16 protein-coding genes and 1 pseudogene are annotated in these 16519 nt (G+C 71.0%); 7 read left to right on the top strand and 10 right to left on the bottom strand.

Annotated elements, in window-relative coordinates:
* Nucleotides 1-28: 28 nt before the first annotated feature.
* Nucleotides 29-958 carry a YihY/virulence factor BrkB family protein gene (locus ACIPXB_RS35265; protein ID WP_401456759.1) on the top strand — a complete coding sequence of 310 codons (930 nt, stop codon included), beginning with the start codon at nucleotides 29-31 and terminating at the stop codon, nucleotides 956-958.
* Here the strand turns inward: ACIPXB_RS35265 and ACIPXB_RS35260 are convergent.
* Nucleotides 900-2135: a D-alanyl-D-alanine carboxypeptidase family protein gene (locus ACIPXB_RS35260; RefSeq protein WP_401456757.1), complete on the bottom strand. Its 1236-nt coding sequence runs from the start codon at nucleotides 2133-2135 to the stop codon at nucleotides 900-902. The two genes, ACIPXB_RS35265 and ACIPXB_RS35260, sit on opposite strands and share 59 nt — an antisense overlap.
* Before the next feature lie 121 nt (nucleotides 2136-2256).
* Between ACIPXB_RS35260 and ACIPXB_RS35255 the strand changes: the two genes are divergently transcribed.
* The 3 genes from ACIPXB_RS35255 to ACIPXB_RS35245 all read left to right on the top strand — a co-directional run bounded on the left by ACIPXB_RS35255 (nucleotide 2257) and on the right by ACIPXB_RS35245 (nucleotide 5601).
* Nucleotides 2257-2541, top strand: a complete 285-nt coding sequence (locus ACIPXB_RS35255) for an SCO4848 family membrane protein (protein WP_401456755.1) — start codon at nucleotides 2257-2259, stop codon at nucleotides 2539-2541.
* On the top strand, nucleotides 2538-3863 hold the full coding sequence (locus ACIPXB_RS35250; RefSeq protein ID WP_401456753.1) for a metallophosphoesterase: 1326 nt from the start codon (nucleotides 2538-2540) through the stop codon (nucleotides 3861-3863). Before ACIPXB_RS35255 ends, ACIPXB_RS35250 begins: the two co-directional genes overlap by 4 nt.
* A 178-nt stretch (nucleotides 3864-4041) precedes the next feature.
* On the top strand, nucleotides 4042-5601 hold the full coding sequence (locus ACIPXB_RS35245; protein WP_401456751.1) for an ABC transporter substrate-binding protein: 1560 nt from the start codon (nucleotides 4042-4044) through the stop codon (nucleotides 5599-5601).
* A gap of 31 nt (nucleotides 5602-5632) precedes the next feature.
* On the opposite strand, the gene ACIPXB_RS35240 is transcribed toward ACIPXB_RS35245, so the two are convergent.
* From ACIPXB_RS35240 to ACIPXB_RS35210, 7 genes are all read right to left on the bottom strand, one after another.
* Nucleotides 5633-6364: a TetR family transcriptional regulator gene (locus tag ACIPXB_RS35240; protein ID WP_401456749.1), complete on the bottom strand. Its 732-nt coding sequence runs from the start codon at nucleotides 6362-6364 to the stop codon at nucleotides 5633-5635.
* Between the two features lie 65 nt (nucleotides 6365-6429).
* A complete protein-coding gene (locus ACIPXB_RS35235; protein ID WP_401456748.1) occupies nucleotides 6430-7044 on the bottom strand; it encodes a Uma2 family endonuclease in 615 nt (204 codons plus the stop codon).
* 239 nt (nucleotides 7045-7283) lie between these two features.
* Nucleotides 7284-8042 carry a succinate dehydrogenase iron-sulfur subunit gene (locus ACIPXB_RS35230; RefSeq protein ID WP_401456746.1) on the bottom strand — a complete coding sequence of 253 codons (759 nt, stop codon included), beginning with the start codon at nucleotides 8040-8042 and terminating at the stop codon, nucleotides 7284-7286.
* Nucleotides 8042-9796 (bottom strand): succinate dehydrogenase flavoprotein subunit, encoded by a 1755-nt coding sequence (gene sdhA / locus ACIPXB_RS35225; RefSeq protein WP_401456744.1) that lies wholly within the window; start codon nucleotides 9794-9796, stop codon nucleotides 8042-8044. The genes ACIPXB_RS35230 and sdhA overlap by 1 nt, the downstream gene beginning before the upstream one ends.
* A 22-nt stretch (nucleotides 9797-9818) precedes the next feature.
* Entirely contained in the window at nucleotides 9819-10301 is a 483-nt protein-coding gene (locus ACIPXB_RS35220; RefSeq protein ID WP_401456743.1) for a succinate dehydrogenase hydrophobic membrane anchor subunit, read from the bottom strand.
* Between the two features lie 5 nt (nucleotides 10302-10306).
* Nucleotides 10307-10687, bottom strand: coding sequence for a succinate dehydrogenase, cytochrome b556 subunit (sdhC, locus tag ACIPXB_RS35215; RefSeq protein WP_401456741.1), 381 nt, complete (start codon nucleotides 10685-10687; stop codon nucleotides 10307-10309).
* A gap of 170 nt (nucleotides 10688-10857) precedes the next feature.
* The gene (locus ACIPXB_RS35210; protein ID WP_401456738.1) at nucleotides 10858-11325 is read right to left on the bottom strand and encodes a 2-oxo-4-hydroxy-4-carboxy-5-ureidoimidazoline decarboxylase; all 468 of its coding nucleotides are present in this window, start codon (nucleotides 11323-11325) and stop codon (nucleotides 10858-10860) included.
* A 435-nt stretch (nucleotides 11326-11760) separates the two neighbouring features.
* Here ACIPXB_RS35210 and ACIPXB_RS35205 point away from each other — a divergent pair, with 435 nt between their 5' ends.
* Together ACIPXB_RS35205 and ACIPXB_RS35200 are read left to right on the top strand one after the other, a co-directional pair.
* Nucleotides 11761-12450: an RNA polymerase sigma factor gene (locus ACIPXB_RS35205; protein ID WP_401456737.1), complete on the top strand. Its 690-nt coding sequence runs from the start codon at nucleotides 11761-11763 to the stop codon at nucleotides 12448-12450.
* Nucleotides 12450-13445, top strand: coding sequence for a hypothetical protein (locus ACIPXB_RS35200; protein ID WP_401456736.1), 996 nt, complete (start codon nucleotides 12450-12452; stop codon nucleotides 13443-13445). The genes ACIPXB_RS35205 and ACIPXB_RS35200 overlap by 1 nt, the downstream gene beginning before the upstream one ends.
* Before the next feature lie 233 nt (nucleotides 13446-13678).
* On the opposite strand, the gene ACIPXB_RS35195 is transcribed toward ACIPXB_RS35200, so the two are convergent.
* The gene (locus tag ACIPXB_RS35195; RefSeq protein ID WP_401456734.1) at nucleotides 13679-14569 is read right to left on the bottom strand and encodes a L,D-transpeptidase family protein; all 891 of its coding nucleotides are present in this window, start codon (nucleotides 14567-14569) and stop codon (nucleotides 13679-13681) included.
* Nucleotides 14570-14733: 164 nt separating this feature from the next.
* Between ACIPXB_RS35195 and ACIPXB_RS35190 the strand changes: the two genes are divergently transcribed.
* On the top strand, nucleotides 14734-16314 hold the full coding sequence (locus ACIPXB_RS35190) for a methylmalonyl-CoA mutase (RefSeq protein ID WP_401456733.1): 1581 nt from the start codon (nucleotides 14734-14736) through the stop codon (nucleotides 16312-16314).
* Nucleotides 16315-16364: 50 nt separating this feature from the next.
* Here ACIPXB_RS35190 and ACIPXB_RS35185 read toward each other — a convergent pair.
* Nucleotides 16365-16519, bottom strand: a pseudogene (locus ACIPXB_RS35185) (RNA-guided endonuclease TnpB family protein); the annotation flags it as partial.

Raw genomic sequence — 16519 nt, 5'->3', positions numbered from 1 at the left:
TTCCGGACACTGAATTACGGTGACCCCCATGGACTGGCTGACCAAACTCCCGGTGATCGGCCCGCTGGCGACCCGTCTCATGCGGACGCACGCCTGGCGTTCGTACCAGCGGCTGGACCGCGTGCACTGGACCCGGCTCGCGGCCGCCATCACCTTCATCAGCTTCCTCGCGCTCTTCCCGCTGATCACCGTCACCGCGGCCATCGGCGCGGCGGCCCTGAGCCAGGAGCAGCTGGACCGGCTCCAGCAGGGCCTCGCCGAGCAGGTCCCGGGCATCTCCGACCAGCTCGACCTCAACGCGCTGGTGGCCAACGCGGCGACCGTCGGCCTGGTCGCCGGCGCCGTCCTGCTCCTCACCGGCGTCAGCTGGATCGGCTCGCTGCGCGACTGCCTGCGGGCGGTGTGGGACAAGGACGACGAGGACGAGGGCAACCCCGTCGTCCGCAAGGGCAAGGACGGCCTGGTGCTGCTGGGCCTGGGCGTCGCGGCCCTGGCCTCGTCGGTGGCCTCGATCACCGGCTCCAGCGCCGTCGGCCGGCTCGGCAGCTGGCTGGGCATCCCCCAGGAGGGGGCCGGCGGGGCCCTGATGCGGGCCGGGGCCTTCGGCGTCGGCGTGCTCGCCGCCTTCCTGCTCCTGCTGTACGTCCTGAGCCTGCTGCCCGGCGTGGAGCCGCCGCGCCGCACCCTGGTGACGGCGGCACTGATCGGCGCGGCCGGCTTCGAACTGCTGAAACTGCTGCTCAGCGGCTATATCCGGGAGGTCGCCGCCAAGAGCATGTACGGCGCCTTCGGCGTCCCCATCGCCCTGCTGCTGTGGATCAACTTCACGGCGAAGCTGCTGCTGTTCTGCGCGGCCTGGACGGCCACCCCCGCCCGCGAGCACGACGAGGCCGACGAGGTCACTCCACCGGAGGCTCGGGACGACGGCCCCGGGAACCGCGCGGCCAGCGCCGGTTGACCACGAACGCGCCGCCCGCCACCACCGCGAGCGCGCCGCCCGCGATCCCCAGCGCCGTACCGAAGCCCGAACCGGTGGCGGCCTGCGGGCCGGCCGCGGCCGGCTGGTTCTCGTGGGACTGGGCCGGGGAGCCGTGCGGACGGGTGTCCACGCTCTTGGGCGGCACCAGCTCACCGACCGGCTTCACCTTCCCGGCCGCCGCGAAACCCCAGTCCAGCAGCGCCGCGGTCTCCTCGTAGACCGGGTTGACACCGCCCGCGCTCGGGTTCATGACCGTGACCAGGAGCTTCTTGTCGCCGCGCTGGGCGACGCCCGTGAAGGTGGACCCGGCCATCGTCGTGTTGCCGTTCTTCACCCCGGCGATGCCCTTGTACGCGGGCAGCCCGGCCGCGCCCGTCATCAGCCGGTTGGTGTTCTGGATCTCGAACGTCTCGCGCTCCTTGCCGGCCACCTGGAGGCCGGGGAAGTCCGCGTTCGCCGTGCCGCAGTACTCCCGGAAGTCCTTCTTCTGCATGCCGGAGCGGGCGATGAGCGTGAGGTCGTAGGCGCTGGAGACCTGCTCCGGGGCGTCGTACCCGTCGGGGGAGACCACGTGCGTGTCGAGGGCCTGGAGCTCCTCCGCGTGCGCCTGCATGTCCTTGACGGTCTTCTCGATGCCGCCGTTCATCGCCGACAGCACGTGCACCGCGTCGTTGCCCGACCGCAGGAAGACCCCCAGCCACAGGTCGTGCACCGAGTACTCCATGCCCTCCTTGACGCCGACCAGGCTGCTGCCCGGGCCGACGCCCTCCAGGTCCTCGGCGGTGACCTTGTGCACCCGGTCCTTGGGCAGTCCGGGCAGGACCGTGTCCGCGAAGAGCATCTTCAGCGTGGAGGCCGGCGGCAGCCGCCAGTGCGCGTTCTGCGCGGCCAGGACTTCACCCGTTTCAGCGTCGGCCACGATCCAGGAACGGCCCGTCAGACCCGTCGGAAGGGCGGGCGCGCCGGGCAGCAGCTGGACCTGGGGACCGGGCTTGCCGAGCGCGGCGCCGCCCACCGTGGACATCGACGAGGGCGGCTCCGCCGGGAGTTTGGCGGGCGCGCCCGGCTTGTCGTCGGCACGGGCGGGACCCACGAGCACGGCGGGGACCAGCAGCACGGCGGAAAGGACCGTCAGCGCGGTCTTCTTTGCAGACACGCAGGTGAACGTACAGCTCTTTGTCATATTTATCGTGACGGTTCGGCCAACCCGCCGATACCACCGCCGGGACAGCCCACCCCGGAGGGTCCGTCCCGGGGACGCTGTCGATACTGAGGGCATGAAACTGAGCCGTGCCGCCTCCTGGTTCCTGCTCGCGTTCGGAGCGTGGACCTGGTTCATCTGGGTGTCCTTCGTTCGGAACCTGTGGAGGGACGGCAGCGGGCTGGCCTTCGACGACGCCGGCGACCCGACCACGTACTTCTGGGTGCACCTGGCCCTCGCCGTGACGTCCTTTCTCCTGGGGACGGCCGTCGGGGTGATCGGGTTGCGTGGCGTGCTCGCGCTGCGGCGCGCGTCACGCGAGCGCGGTACCGAGCGCGGTACCAAGGATGGTGCGGCATGACGGTCGTCCTCGCCACGGGGGCCGTCCTGCTGGTCCTCGCCCTGCTCTACGTCGTCCACCGCTGGCTGTGGATCCGGCTCGTCCGGGACACCACGACGGCCGGCTCCCGGCCGCGCCGCGTGCTGACGGTCACCGCGTTCGCGCTGCCCCTCCTCGCGCTCGCCGCCCTGTCGGCGGAGCGCGTCGGGGCGCCGTTCTGGCTCCAGCAGCTCGTCTCCTGGCCGGGGTACCTGTGGCTGCCGGTCCTGCTGTACCTGACCCTGGCCATGCTCGTCGGCGAAGCCGTGCGGGCCGTGTGGCTGCGCCGGGCGGCCCGGGCCGGGCGGGGCGCGTACGAGGCACCGGTCGCCGAACTCGCGGCCACCCCCGCCCCGCCGGCGGCCGAGGCACGGCCCTCCGCGGACGAGGCCCCGGCGTCCTCCGGGTCCGCTGGGCCCGCCGCGTCCTCCGCCGACGAGGCCCCCGCCGACCCCGGAGCCCCGTCGGCGGCCGCCGACCTCACCCGGCGGACCTTCGTCGCGCGGGCGGTCGCCGGGGCCGCGGTCGCCGCGGCCGCGGGAACGGTCGGCTACGGGACGTACGGCGTGCTGCGCGGCCCCCGGGTCAAGCGGGTGACCGTGCCCCTGGCCAAGCTGCCGCGCGCGGCCCAGGGCTTCCGGATCGCCGTCGTCAGCGACGTCCACCTCAGCGCCGTCCTCGGCCGGGCGCACACCGAACGGATCGTGGAGACGGTCAACCGGACGCAGTCCGACCTGATCGCGATCGTCGGGGACCTCGTCGACGGCGACGTCGGCGACCTGCGCGGCGCGGCCGAGCCGCTCGCCCGGCTGCGCGCCCGGCACGGGACGTACTTCGTCACCGGCAACCATGAATACTTTTCCGGTGCCCAGCAGTGGATCGACCACGTCCGCGAGCTGGGGCTGACCCCGCTGGAGAACGCCCGCCGCGAGATGCCGTACTTCGACCTCGCCGGCGTCAACGACATCGCGGGCGAGCGCGAGGGCCAGGGCCCCGACTTCGGCAGGGCCCTCGGCGACCGGGACCGCTCCCGCGCCGCCGTGCTGCTCGCGCACCAGCCGGTCGTCATCCACGACGCCGTCCGCCACGGCGTCGACCTCCAGCTGTCCGGGCACACCCACGGCGGCCAGCTCTGGCCCGGCAACTACCTCGCCGAACTCGCCAACCCCACCGTGGCCGGACTCGAACGCTACGGCGACACCCAGCTGTACGTGTCCCGCGGCGCCGGCGCCTGGGGCCCGCCCGTACGGGTCGGCGCGCCCTCCGACATCACCGTGGTCGAACTCGCCTCGTACCAGGCGTGAGCGCCGCGCGGATCGCGCAAGGGGTTCGAGGCGATCGTGAAGAGCCCGTGATGAAACACCCTTCCGCCTCCCGATTTTCCGTGATTGGGTGACCGGTAATCGGATAGGTATGCGCCGGCAGTCGGACATGTGCAGTCCCCGACGGCCGTCGCGGGGTGGGGCAAGAGGAGAGTCACGGATGCGGTCTGTCCGGTCCAAGGCCATAGCGGCCGCACTGGTCCTCGGTGTCGCGGGGGTGGGGGCCTGGCAGCTGCTTCCGGCCACCGGGGGCGACGCCAAGGGCGCGATCGAGGTGGGGACGACCGACGTCGTCTCCTCCCTGGACCCGGCCGGCGCGTACGACGCCGGCTCCTGGGCCCTGTACAGCAACGTCTACCAGTCGCTGCTGACGCTGAAGACGGGCTCGGACACGCCGATCCCGGACGCGGCGAGCTCCTGCAAGTTCATCGGGCAGAAGCTCACCACGTACCAGTGCGAGCTGCGCCCGGACGTGAAGTTCTCCAGCGGCCGTGCCATCACCGCGGAGGACGTCAAGCACTCCTTCGACCGGATCAAGGCGATCAACTCCGAGCAGGGCCCGGCCCCGCTGTTCAACACCCTGGAATCGGTCAAGGCCGAGGGCCGGACGGTCACCTTCAACCTGTCGGCGCGCGACGCCACCTTCCCCTTCAAGATCGCCACGGGTGCCGCGTCGATCGTCGACAAGGACAAGTACCCGGCGAAGGCGCTGCGCACCGAGGAGAAGGTGGACGGCTCCGGCCCGTACGTCCTGGGCGCCTTCAAGGCGGGCACCTCCGCCGAGCTGAAGCCCAACGAGAACTACCTGGGCCAGGCCAAGCCGGCGCACGCGCCGGTCACCGTGAAGTACTACGAGGGCTCCGCCGAGCTGTACAAGGCCTGGACGGACCGGCAGATCGACGTCGCCCACCGCGACATGCCGCCGGACGTCCTGGCCGGGCTCAACCCGGGCCTGAAGGACACCCGCTACCAGCAGAGCGGCGGCACCGAGACCCGCAGCATGGTCTTCAACGTGCGCCCCGGCTCCGCGATGGAGAAGGAGCCGGTACGGCGGGCCGTGGCGGCCGCGATCGACCGCAGCAAGGTCTCCAGCCAGGTCTACAAGAGCACGGTCACCCCGCTGTACTCGCTGGTCCCGGCGGGCATCGGCGGTCACACCACGCCGTTCTTCGACGCGTTCCCCGAGCCCAGCGGCACCAACGCCAAGAACATCCTCAAGGCGGGTTCGGTGGGCGGCACGGTCGCCTTCACGCTCGGCTTCAACGTGCGCGGCGCGAACGAGGCGGAGGCGCAGGAGCTCAAGCGGCAGCTGGACGAGACCGGCCTGTTCAGCGTCACGCTCAAGCCGGTCGAGAAGTGGGCCGACTTCCAGAAGGCGTACGCGGCCGGCGAGTTCGACGCCTACACCATCGGCTGGATCGCCGACTTCCCCGACGCGGACAACTTCACCGCCCCGCTCATCGGCCGCGACTCCAGCATGAACAACGCGTTCAGCGACAAGGCCATCGACGAGCTGATCACCCGTACCCAGTCCTTCTCCCACCGCGCCGAGGCGGCCAACGACTTCCGCGAGGTGCAGCGGCTGACGGCCGTGCACGTGCCGATGCTGCCGATCTGGCAGAAGAAGGACTACGTGATGTCGCGCGACGCGGTGTCCGGCGCCCAGTACCTCTCCGACGGCACCGGCGTGTGGCGCCTGTGGGAGCTGAACTGGCTGTAGCCGGACCGGCCGGCCGCGTGTCCCGGACCCGCTACCCCGCTTCGGCGGGGTGCGGGTCCGAGGCCTTCTTGCGGCCGACGGCCGCCTGCGCCATGCCGGGCAGGAAGTCCGCGAACAGCTCGTGGACCTCCCGTACGAGCGGGCGCAGTACGCGGAAGCGGGCCAGGACGATGCCGCGCGTGGTGAGCTGCGCGCCGCGCTCGGCCAGCCGCCGGGTCTTCTCGCTGTTCTCGGAGCGGTCGAAGACCCAGTACAGGACCAGGCCCATGTGCGAGAGCCACATCAGCTCGGGCAGGATGTCGGCCAGTTCGTCCGGGACCTTGGTCTTCGCCCCGGCGAGCACCTCGCGGTGGAGGTCGATGACCTGCTTGCGGGCGGGTTCGGACTCGGGGGAGAAGGGGCTGAGCGGACTGGCCGGGTCCGCCGCGTTCTTGAAGAACTGGGCGGCGAACTCGTGGTACGGCGCCGCGACGTCGAGCCAGCTGGTCAGCACGCCCGCGAGCCGCTTCTGCAGGTCGGTCTCCCGGGCCAGGATGGGCCGTACCGCGGCCTGGTGGGCGGCGCCGATCCGGTCGTAGAAGCCCTGGACCAGGTGTTCCTTGGACTCGAAGTAGTAGTAGGCGTTGCCGACCGATACCCCCGCTTCCTTGGCGATGGCCCGCATGGTCGTCTTGTCGTAACCGCGTTCCTGGAACAGCCGGAGCGCGGTTTCGAGGATGAGCGTGCGGGTCTGCTCGCTCTTGGGAGCTTTCTGATCAGTCACGGTGTCCGAGCCTATCGGTGGCCGTCACGGGCCCGCGCCCGGGCCTTGGCACGCCGGACCGGTGCTCAGCGGGCGGCCGCGAGCACCGCCTCGACGTCCAGGGTCACCTTGGCCCCGATCGACTCGGGGAGGGTGACGACCTCGCCGGGGGCGTGGACGCGGTGGGTGGCGTAGTCGTCCTGGGCCGGGTCGGTGAGGACGTGCAGGCGGTTGTGCCTGCGGTCGATGATCACGTAGACGGGGACCTTGGCGTTGGCGTAGGCGCGGACCTTGGTGCGCAGGTCGGCCTGGTAGTTGCTGGAGGTGACCTCCAGGACCAGGCGGAAGACGACGGGGTCGAGGCACCTGAACGCGAGCTCGTGGTCCTCGCCGTCCACGTCGACGATCGCGAGGTCGGGAATGGCGTAGTCCTCGGGCCCGTCCGGGAGCCAGATCCCGACGCCCTGGAGCACCTCGGTTTCGCCGTCGTCCAGCCCGGCGCTGATGAAAGGCCGCATGATCTTGGTCAGGGCCCGGGCATGGCGGCGGTCCGCCGGAGGGGTCATGAGGACCAGTCCTTCGATGATCTCGACTCGGTGGCCCGGGTTGTGCTCCATGAGCTCGTCGGCGTATTCGAGCAGGCTCTTCTCGGCCGGCACCTGGGGCTCGCCGTGGGGGTGCTCAGCGGGTGCTGCGGACATCACGTGCCTCCCGTGGGCTGCTGTCGAGGACATCATCGTAGGGCGGAACCGGGTGTCGCGGACGGAAGGCGCGTGCTCACCCGAACGGGCGAAGGCCCCGTACCCCCGGTGTGGAACCGGGGGCGGGGCCTTCGGTGGCCGAGGGCTCGGCCGGGAGTCGACGGACGGAGTCCGGCGCAGCGCCTCGAAGCCGGGGAGGCCCGCCAGGGCCGAGCCGTGCGAGAGACGCGTCGGAAAGGCTAGAAGCGGCGCGTGATCAGGGCGCGCTTGACTTCCTGGATCGCCTTGGTGACCTCGATGCCGCGCGGGCAGGCGTCCGTGCAGTTGAACGTCGTGCGGCAGCGCCACACGCCGTCCTTGTCGTTGAGGATCTCCAGCCGCTGCTCGCCGGCCTCGTCACGCGAGTCGAAGATGAAGCGGTGCGCGTTGACGATCGCCGCTGGGCCGAAGTACTGGCCGTCGTTCCAGAACACCGGGCACGAGGAGGTGCACGCGGCGCACAGGATGCACTTGGTGGTGTCGTCGAAGCGCTCGCGGTCCTCGGCGGACTGCAGACGCTCGCGCGTCGGCTCGTTGCCCGTGGTGACCAGGAACGGCATGACGTCGCGGTACGCCTGGAAGAAGGGCTCCATGTCGACCACGAGGTCCTTCATCACCGTCAGGCCCTTGATGGCCTCGACCGTGATCGGCTTCTCCGGGTTGATGTCCTTGATCAGCGTCTTGCAGGCGAGCCTGTTCTTGCCGTTGATCCGCATCGCGTCGGAGCCGCAGATGCCGTGCGCGCACGAGCGGCGGAAGGTGAGCGTGCCGTCGAGGTCCCACTTGATCTTGTGGAGACCGTCGAGCACGCGCTCCTTCGGGTCGATCTCGATCTGGAAGTCCTGCCACTCCGCCTGGTCGGAGACCTCGGGGTTGAAGCGGCGGATCCGGAAGGTGACCGTGATGTACGGGGAGGCGGCGGATTCCGCCTCCACCTTGTCGAGGGTCGGGGTGGCCATCAGTACTTACGCTCCATCGGCTGGTAGCGGGTCTGGACGACGGGCTTGTAGTCGAGACGGACCGAGTCCGTGCCGTCGGCGCTGACCTCGCGGTACGCCATGGTGTGGCGCATGAAGTTGACGTCGTCGCGGTTCGGGTAGTCCTCGCGGTAGTGACCGCCGCGGGACTCCTTGCGGGCCAGGGCCGAGACGGCCATGACCTCGGCCAGGTCGAGCAGGTTGCCCAGCTCGATGGCCTCCAGCAGGTCCGTGTTGAAGCGCTTGCCCTTGTCCTGGACGGACACGTTCTTGTAGCGCTCGCGCAGCTCCGCGATCTTCTCGACGGCCGTCTTGATGGTCTGCTCCGTACGGAAGACCATCACGTTGGCGTCCATCGTCTCCTGGAGCTCCAGGCGCAGGTCCGCGACCCGCTCGTTGCCCGTCGACTCGCGCAGCCGCTCGACCTGGTCGACGACGAGCTGCGCCGGGTTCTCGGGCAGCTCGACGTAGTCGTTCTCGGCCGCGTACCGGGCCGCCGCGATGCCCGAGCGCTTGCCGAAGACGTTGATGTCCAGCAGCGAGTTGGTGCCCAGGCGGTTGGCGCCGTGCACCGAGACGCACGCGACCTCGCCGGCCGCGTACAGGCCGGGGACGACGGTGGTGTTGTCGGCCAGGACCTCACCCTCGACGTTGGTCGGGATGCCGCCCATGGCGTAGTGCGCGGTGGGCTGGATCGGGATCGGGTCCGTGTACGGCTCGATGCCGAGGTACGTACGGGCGAACTCGGTGATGTCCGGGAGCTTGGCGTCGAGCTGCTCCGGCGGCAGGTGGGTCAGGTCCAGGTACACGTGGTCACCGGCCGGACCGCAGCCGCGGCCCTCACGGATCTCGGTGTAGATGGAGCGCGAGACGACGTCACGGGACGCGAGGTCCTTCATGACCGGCGCGTACTTCTCCATGAAGCGCTCGCCGTCCTTGTTGCGGAGGATGCCGCCCTCACCGCGGGCGCCCTCCGTCAGCAGGATGCCCATGCGCCAGATGCCCGTCGGGTGGAACTGGAAGAACTCCATGTCCTCCAGCGGCAGGCCGCGCCGGTAGCAGGCCGCCTGGCCGTCACCGGTGAGGGTGTGCGCGTTGGAGGTCACCTTGAAGAACTTGCCGGTGCCGCCGGAGGCGTAGATGACGGCCTTCGCCTGGAAGACGTGGATCTCGCCGGTGGCCAGCTCGTACGCGACGACGCCGGCCGACTTCTTGACCCCGTCCTCCTCGACGATGAGCTGGTCCAGGACGTAGAACTCGTTGAAGAACTCCACGCCCTCCTTGACGCAGTTCTGGTACAGCGTCTGGAGGATCATGTGGCCGGTGCGGTCCGCGGCGTAGCAGGACCGGCGGACCGGGGCCTCGCCGTGGTTGCGGGAGTGACCGCCGAAGCGGCGCTGGTCGATGGTGCCGTTCGGGGTGCGGTTGAACGGCAGGCCCATCTTCTCCAGGTCGAGGACGGCGTCGATGGCCTCCTTCGCCAGGATCTCGGCGGCGTCCTGGTCGACCAGGTAGTCACCGCCCTTGACCGTGTCGAAGGTGTGCCACTCCCAGTTGTCCTCCTCCACGTTCGCCAGCGCGGCGGCCATGCCGCCCTGCGCGGCGCCCGTGTGGGAGCGGGTCGGGTACAGCTTCGTCAGGACGGCGGTACGGCTGCGCTTCGTCGCCTCGATGGCGGCGCGCATGCCGGCGCCGCCGGCGCCGACGATGACGGTGTCGTACTTGTGGATCTTCATCGTTTCTGCCTCAGCCCCGTGCCTAGCGGATGTTCGGGTCGAAGGTGAAGATCACCAGCGTGCCCAGAAGGATGGTGAACACCGTGGCGGTGTAGAGCAGGCCCTTCAGCCACAGCCGCGTGTTGGCGCGCTCCGCGTAGTCGTTGATGACGGTACGCAGACCGTTGGCGCCGTGCAGCATCGCCAGCCACAGCATCAGCAGGTCCCAGGCCTGCCAGAACGGGGACGCCCAGCGGCCGGCCACGAAGGCGAAGCCGATCTTGGAGACGCCGCCGTCCAGCACCAGCTGGATGAGGAGGTGGCCGATGACCAGCACGACCAGGACGACGCCGGAGAGGCGCATGAAGAGCCACGCGGCCATCTCGAAGTTGCCGCGGGTCGAGCGGGGCGTCTTGCCGGTCCGCTTGCGCGGGGCCTCGATGTACGGCGCCGGGTTGTCGGCGTCGTAGAGGCCTGCGCCCTCCACGTCGCCGATCGCCGAGGCGGAAGAAGTGTCAGAAGACATGCGTGTCACTTCCCGAACAGTTCGAGGTAGGCGTGGCCGAGTACGGGGTACAGGGCCCCGATCATCAGGACGACCCAGATGCCCACGACGGACCAGAGCATCTGCTTCTGGTAGCGGGGGCCCTTGGACCAGAAGTCCACGGCGATGACACGGAGACCGTTGAGCGCGTGGAACAGGATGGCGGCGACGAGGCCGTACTCCAGCAGCGCGACGATCGGAGTCTTGTAGGTAGCCACGACATCGTCGTACGCCTCGGGTGAGACGCGGACGAGAGCGGTGTCGAGGACGTGTACGAACAGGAAGAAGAAGATGAGGACGCCGGTGACTCGATGAGCCACCCAGGACCACATTCCTTCCCGGCCGCGGTACAACGTTCCAGCCGGCACGGAAAACCCTCCGGAAGCGGGGCGGGGGCCAGCCGGCTTCGTTGTCGGTCGGGCCCGGCCGGGTACGGTCCACCGGCCCCGGACATCGTAGCGACGAGTTGTCGGTTCCTTCGCGCGGGGTCCATCGGTGTGATCAAACAGGCACGGACGGACTATCGCACAGGGGCGAATCAGACCAATTCGGGCGCGTCCGCCAGGATCGCGAGGTCCCTCAGGCGCTCCCCGGCGAGCCGGCGCAGTTCGTCGGCCGCCACCGCCCGCTCCTCGTCGGGCGAGTTCGCCAGCCGTGACTGGATCCCGCTGAGCACCTCGTTGAGATGGTCGTGCGGAGGGTGCCCGTCCAGACAGATCACGAAGGCGTGCCCGAACAGCCGCTCGTACTCCGCGTGGGCCGCGCGCAGCGCCAGATGGGCGGCGTACGGAGCCCGTTCGTCCAGCTCCGCGGAGTACTCGGCGGCCAGGGCCTCGGCCAGATCCGGCTGCCGCAGGTCGTACGACGCCTCGTCGGCGGCGGCCAGCAGCGCCGCCAGGTCCGGGTACGGCCGGTGCGCGGCCACCCGCTGGGCCCAGCGGAGGCTGCCGCAGCACTGGAGCAGCGCCTCCTCGGCGGCCGCGGTCGTCGCGGCGTTCAGCCGCACCAGACCGGGGGTGGAGCCGCCGCGGACCTGTGCCGGAAGGTGGCTGGACAGCGGGGGGCTCCTCGGGGACGGTCGCGGGGGATCCCCACCACGCTAGCGAGGTCGGGCCGGGCGTGTCGTACCCTCTCGCGGGATTTCACCCGGATGAGGCGTTTGAAGGGGCGTCGGGCCAGGCAGACGCCCGGGCGCGACCGGGCGACACTGGGACGAGGGAGAAGACGACCGAGGCCGCCACCCCCCACAGGAGAGGCCCCGGTCGCCTTCGAATACGGACTCGTGCGACAAGCCCGTACCCCTGTCAGCGTCTGCGGTGCGTTTTGTGTCACACCCCGCTCCGCGCAGGACTGGTTGCTCGTTGTACAACTCATGGACGAGAGGTGCTTGAAAGCCGTAACGTGCTGATTTGCGCCACACGTACAGGACAGGTTGGGGACTTTGCTGGGGGACGACGCGGAGCTGACCGCCGCGGTGCTCGCGGCACAGGACGGCGACGAGGACGCGTTCCGTGCTGTGTACCGCGCCGTGCACCCGCGCCTGCTCGGGTACATACGGACACTCGTCGGTGACACGGACGCCGAGGACGTGGCCTCCGAGGCATGGCTGCAGATCGCCCGCGACCTCGATTCCTTCACCGGCGACGCCGACCGCTTCCGCGGCTGGGCCGCGCGCATCGCCCGCAACCGGGCCCTGGACCACATGCGCATGCGCGGCCGCCGCCCCGCCATCGGCGGCGACGAGACCGAGCTCACCGGGCGCGCCGCCGACTGCGACACCGCCGGCGAGGCGATGGAATCCCTGGCCACCGGCCGCACCATGGCGCTGATCGCCCGGCTTCCGCAGGACCAGGCGGAGGCCGTGGTGCTGCGCGTGGTGGTCGGCCTCGACGCCAAGAGCGCCGCCGAGACGCTGGGCAAGCGCCCCGGCGCGGTCCGCACCGCCGCGCACCGTGGCCTGAAAAAGCTGGCGGAACTGCTGAACGCCGAGCCCGGGACCGAAGTCGGACATAATTCCGGGAACCCCGGCCGGGATCTGGACGCCGTTCCCGCGCAGCGCGGTCCGGGCGGGGGACTCGTGGAACAAACCGGTGTGACGCATTCACGTTGGCGGACGCAGAAGGACATGTGATGGCCGACGAGGGCAACAGGTGGCTGGACGGAGCCGCGGCGGAGAGGCTGCTGCGGGGCGAGCCGGTCGGACCTGTAGCCGATCACCGCGCGCGGGCGGAAGCCGCCCGGCTGCGCGGTGCTCTGCATGCCCTCACGCCGCCCACCCCGCCCCCGGGCGGCCCCGAACTTCCCGGTGAGGCGGCCGCCGTGGCCGCGTTCCGCGCCGCGCACGGCACCCCGGCCCGCAAGGCCGGCGCCCCCGCGGCGGGCCCGCTGTCCGCCGACGAGCCCGTCGTCGAGCTCAGCCCCGTCTGCACCGCCGCCGCACCCCGGCGCGGTGCCACCGTACGGTTCGGACTCGCCGCCGCCTTCGCCACGGTGGCCATCGGCGGCGTCGCCGCGGCGGCCGCCGGCGCGGGCCTGTTCGACCGCGCCCAGCACACGAACGCCGGGCCCGCGCCGGCCGTGTCGGTGAGCGCCGGCGTCACCGCCGACTCGGCCGGCGGGATGACCGCGGCGCCCCAGCCCACGCCCGGTCCGCGGCGGGACCCGCTGCGCGAGGACCTGGCGACGGCGTCCTCCGGACCCGTCCAGAGCCCCGCCCCGGACGGCCGCGGCGCCTTCACGGACCCGCAGACGCCGGGCGCCGGCGGCTCCGGCGACGGCGGCAAGAGCCGTGACGGCGACGGCGACGGCGAGACCGGCATGGACGCGGGCTCCGCCGCCGGCACCAAGGACCGCGAGACCCGCCACCGGGCGATGGACCTGTGCCAGGACTTCCGCGCCGGCCGCCTCAGCGACGACCGGCGCGAGCGGCTCACCCGGCTCGCGCGCGGCACCCAGCGCGTGGCGCGTTTCTGCGACACCCTGCTCGACGGCGGCAAGGGCGGCGCCGGAGGCGGCAGCGGCAGTGGCTCCGGCACCGGAGGCGGCGGCGACGTCGCCGAGGCCCCGACCGCGCTGCCGTCCGCGTCGGCCGGCGGCGGTTCGCTGGACTTCCGCAACCGCCGCTGACCCTTGCGCTCACCCGCCTGTAACACTTTTCGACCCGGCGGCGCAGTACATATCGAGCCGACTGGTCATCGGCGGCGCATGAGCCGGGGTTCCCCCCGTACCCCTGGGCTCTGCGCAACCGGCGCGGGCGGGGCACGTTCCCCCGGCCCCGCCCGCGCCCTCAACCGTCCTGGATCACCAGGCCCGGATCACTCACCAGGCCTTGATCACCGCTCCGGACCACCGCTCCCGGATCACCAGTAGACGACGACCTTGTCGCCGACCTGCGCCTGGTTGAAGACCGCCGCGAGCTTCCCCTTGTCACGGACGTTCACACAGCCGTGCGAGGCGCCGTTGTAGCCGCGCGCCGCGAAGTCGGCCGAATAGTGCACCGCCTGGCCGCCGCTGAAGAACATCGAGTACGGCATGGCCGTGTGGTAGAGCGTGGAGGTCCACTCCTTCTCCTTGCGGTCCACCTTGAAGACGCCCTCGCGGGTCGGGGTGTTCTCCGAGCCGAAGCGCACGTCCATGGTGGAGATGACCTTGCCGTCGATCATCCAGGCGAGGGTGCGGCTCTCCTTGCTGATGCACAGCACCCGGCCCTGCATGCAGCGCGGGTCGGGGGCGTCCGCCTCGATGGTGGTCGGCGGGCGCAGCTCGGCCTCGGAGGGCTTCTTGCTGGCGCCCTGGATCTTCTTCCAGGTCGCGTCGTCCACCGATCCGTGGGCGCTCAGGCCGTGCTTGGACTGGAAGGTCCTGACCGCGCCGGTCGTCTTCGAGCCGTAGAAACCGGTGGGCGCGACGTTCATCAGGCCCAGCTGCCTCAGGCGCGCCTGCAGCTCGCGGACCTGGTCGTTCTCGTCGCCGTTGGCCATGATCGCCTTGACGGTCGGGGTGGCCGAGGGGGACTTGGAGGCCGACGCGGACGGCGACGGCGAGGCGTCACCGGGCTTGGCGTCGGGCGAGGGCGACGCCGGGGCGGAGGTCTCGGGGGTGCTTCCCGCCGCGGACACGGAGGGGGCCGGCGGGGCGGCGTCGGCCGGTCCCGCCTTCTGCGGCCCGCAGGCGGTCGCGGCGAGCGCGACGGCGGTGGCCACCCCGAGGCCGCGGACGATGACTCTCTGGCGGTGCGTGTGGCGGTGCATGCTTTCCCCCCGAAATTCCTACGTCGTCTGTCTGAACGATGCCTGGCAGGCGTGGACAGTTGCGCGGAGTCCCGGGATGTTGCGCCATTGTGACCGGGGACCCGCCGTGCGGGGACGGTTGTATCAGCACCGGGCCCGCCCGCTCCATGGAGGTGTTGGTCACAATGGCGCGAACCGAGAGCGGACTGCCGATCGAACCCGTCTACGGGCCCGAGGCTCTGACGGGCTGGGATCCGGTGGACCAACTGGGGCAGCCCGGTACCTACCCGTACACAAGGGGGATCCATCCCACGATGTACACGGGCCGGCCGTGGACGATGCGTCAGTACGCCGGCTTCGGCACCGCCGCCGAGTCCAACGCCCGGTACCGGCAGCTCATCGACGCCGGCACCACCGGACTGTCCGTCGCCTTCGACCTGCCCACACAGATGGGCCACGACTCCGACGCGCCGCTCGCGCACGGCGAGGTCGGCAAGGTGGGGGTCGCCGTCGACTCGGTCGAGGACATGCGGGTGCTCTTCGACGGCATTCCGCTCGACCGGGTCTCCACCTCGATGACCATCAACGCTCCGGCCGCCCTGCTGCTCCTGCTCTACCAGCTCGTCGCCGAGGAGCAGGGCATCGCGGCGGACCGGCTCACGGGCACCGTGCAGAACGACGTGCTGAAGGAGTACATCGCGCGCGGGACGTACATCTTCCCGCCCGCGCCCTCGCTGCGGCTGGTCGCCGACACCTTCCGCTACTGCCGGGCCGAGATCCCCCGCTGGAACACCATCTCCATCTCCGGCTACCACATGGCCGAGGCCGGGGCCTCGCCCGCGCAGGAGGTCGCCTTCACCCTCGCCGACGGCATCGAGTACGTCCGCACCGCGCTCGCCGCCGGCATGGAGGTGGACGCGTTCGCGCCCCGGCTCTCCTTCTTCTTCGTCGCCCGCACCACCCTGCTGGAGGAGGTCGCCAAGTTCCGGGCCGCGCGCCGGATCTGGGCCCGCGTCATGCGCGAGGAGTTCGGCGCCCGCGACCCCAAATCGCTCATGCTGCGCTTCCACACCCAGACCGCCGGGGTGCAGCTGACGGCCCAGCAGCCGGAGGTCAACCTGGTGCGGGTCGCGGTCCAGGCGCTCGCGGCGGTGCTCGGCGGCACCCAGTCGCTGCACACCAACTCCTTCGACGAGGCCATCGCCCTGCCGACCCACAAGTCGGCCCGGCTGGCCCTGCGCACGCAGCAGGTCCTCGCGTACGAGACGGACGTGACCCACACCGTCGACCCCTTCGCCGGGTCCTACGCCGTGGAGCGGATGACCGACGAGCTGGAGGCGGAGGTCCTCGCCCTGATGGAGCGGGTGGCCGACCTCGGCGGCGCGGTCGCCGCCATCGAGGCGGGCTTCCAGAAGGGCGAGATCGAGCGCAACGCCTACCGCATCGCGCAGGAGACCGACAGTGGCGAGCGGGTGGTGGTCGGGGTCAACCGGTTCGCGCTGGCCGAGGAGGAGCCCTACGAGCCGCTGCGCGTCGACCCGGAGATCGAGGTCCGCCAGCGGGAGCGGCTGGCGCGGCTGCGCGCGGAGCGCGACCGGCGGGCGGTGGACGCGGCGCTGGCGGCGCTGCGGGAGGCCGCGGCCGGGACGCAGAACGTGCTGTACCCGATGAAGGAGGCACTGCGGGCCCGGGCCACCGTGGGGGAGGTCTGCACCGCGCTGCGGGAGGTCTGGGGCACCTACGTACCGGCCGATTCCGCATGTTGACTCCTCCCCTCCCTGAAGGGAGGGGATTCCTAGCTCACTTCGCCTGACACCTAGCAGGTGGCAGGGCTTACAAGATCAGCACTAGCCGGGTTGAGACCAGCCCGGACGAGCATCACGCGGGCGGAGTTCTTGTCCCGGGGGGACACGGTTCCGCATGCGGTGCACGTGTACGTTCGTTCGGAAAGGGGGAGTGCGTGCTTGGCTC

Source organism: Streptomyces sp. NPDC090022 (assembly GCF_044748145.1).
Classification (GTDB): Bacteria; Actinomycetota; Actinomycetes; order Streptomycetales; family Streptomycetaceae; genus Streptomyces.
The sequence above is the reverse complement of the archived record's forward strand: the minus strand, read 5'-3'. Positions and strand labels throughout refer to the sequence as shown.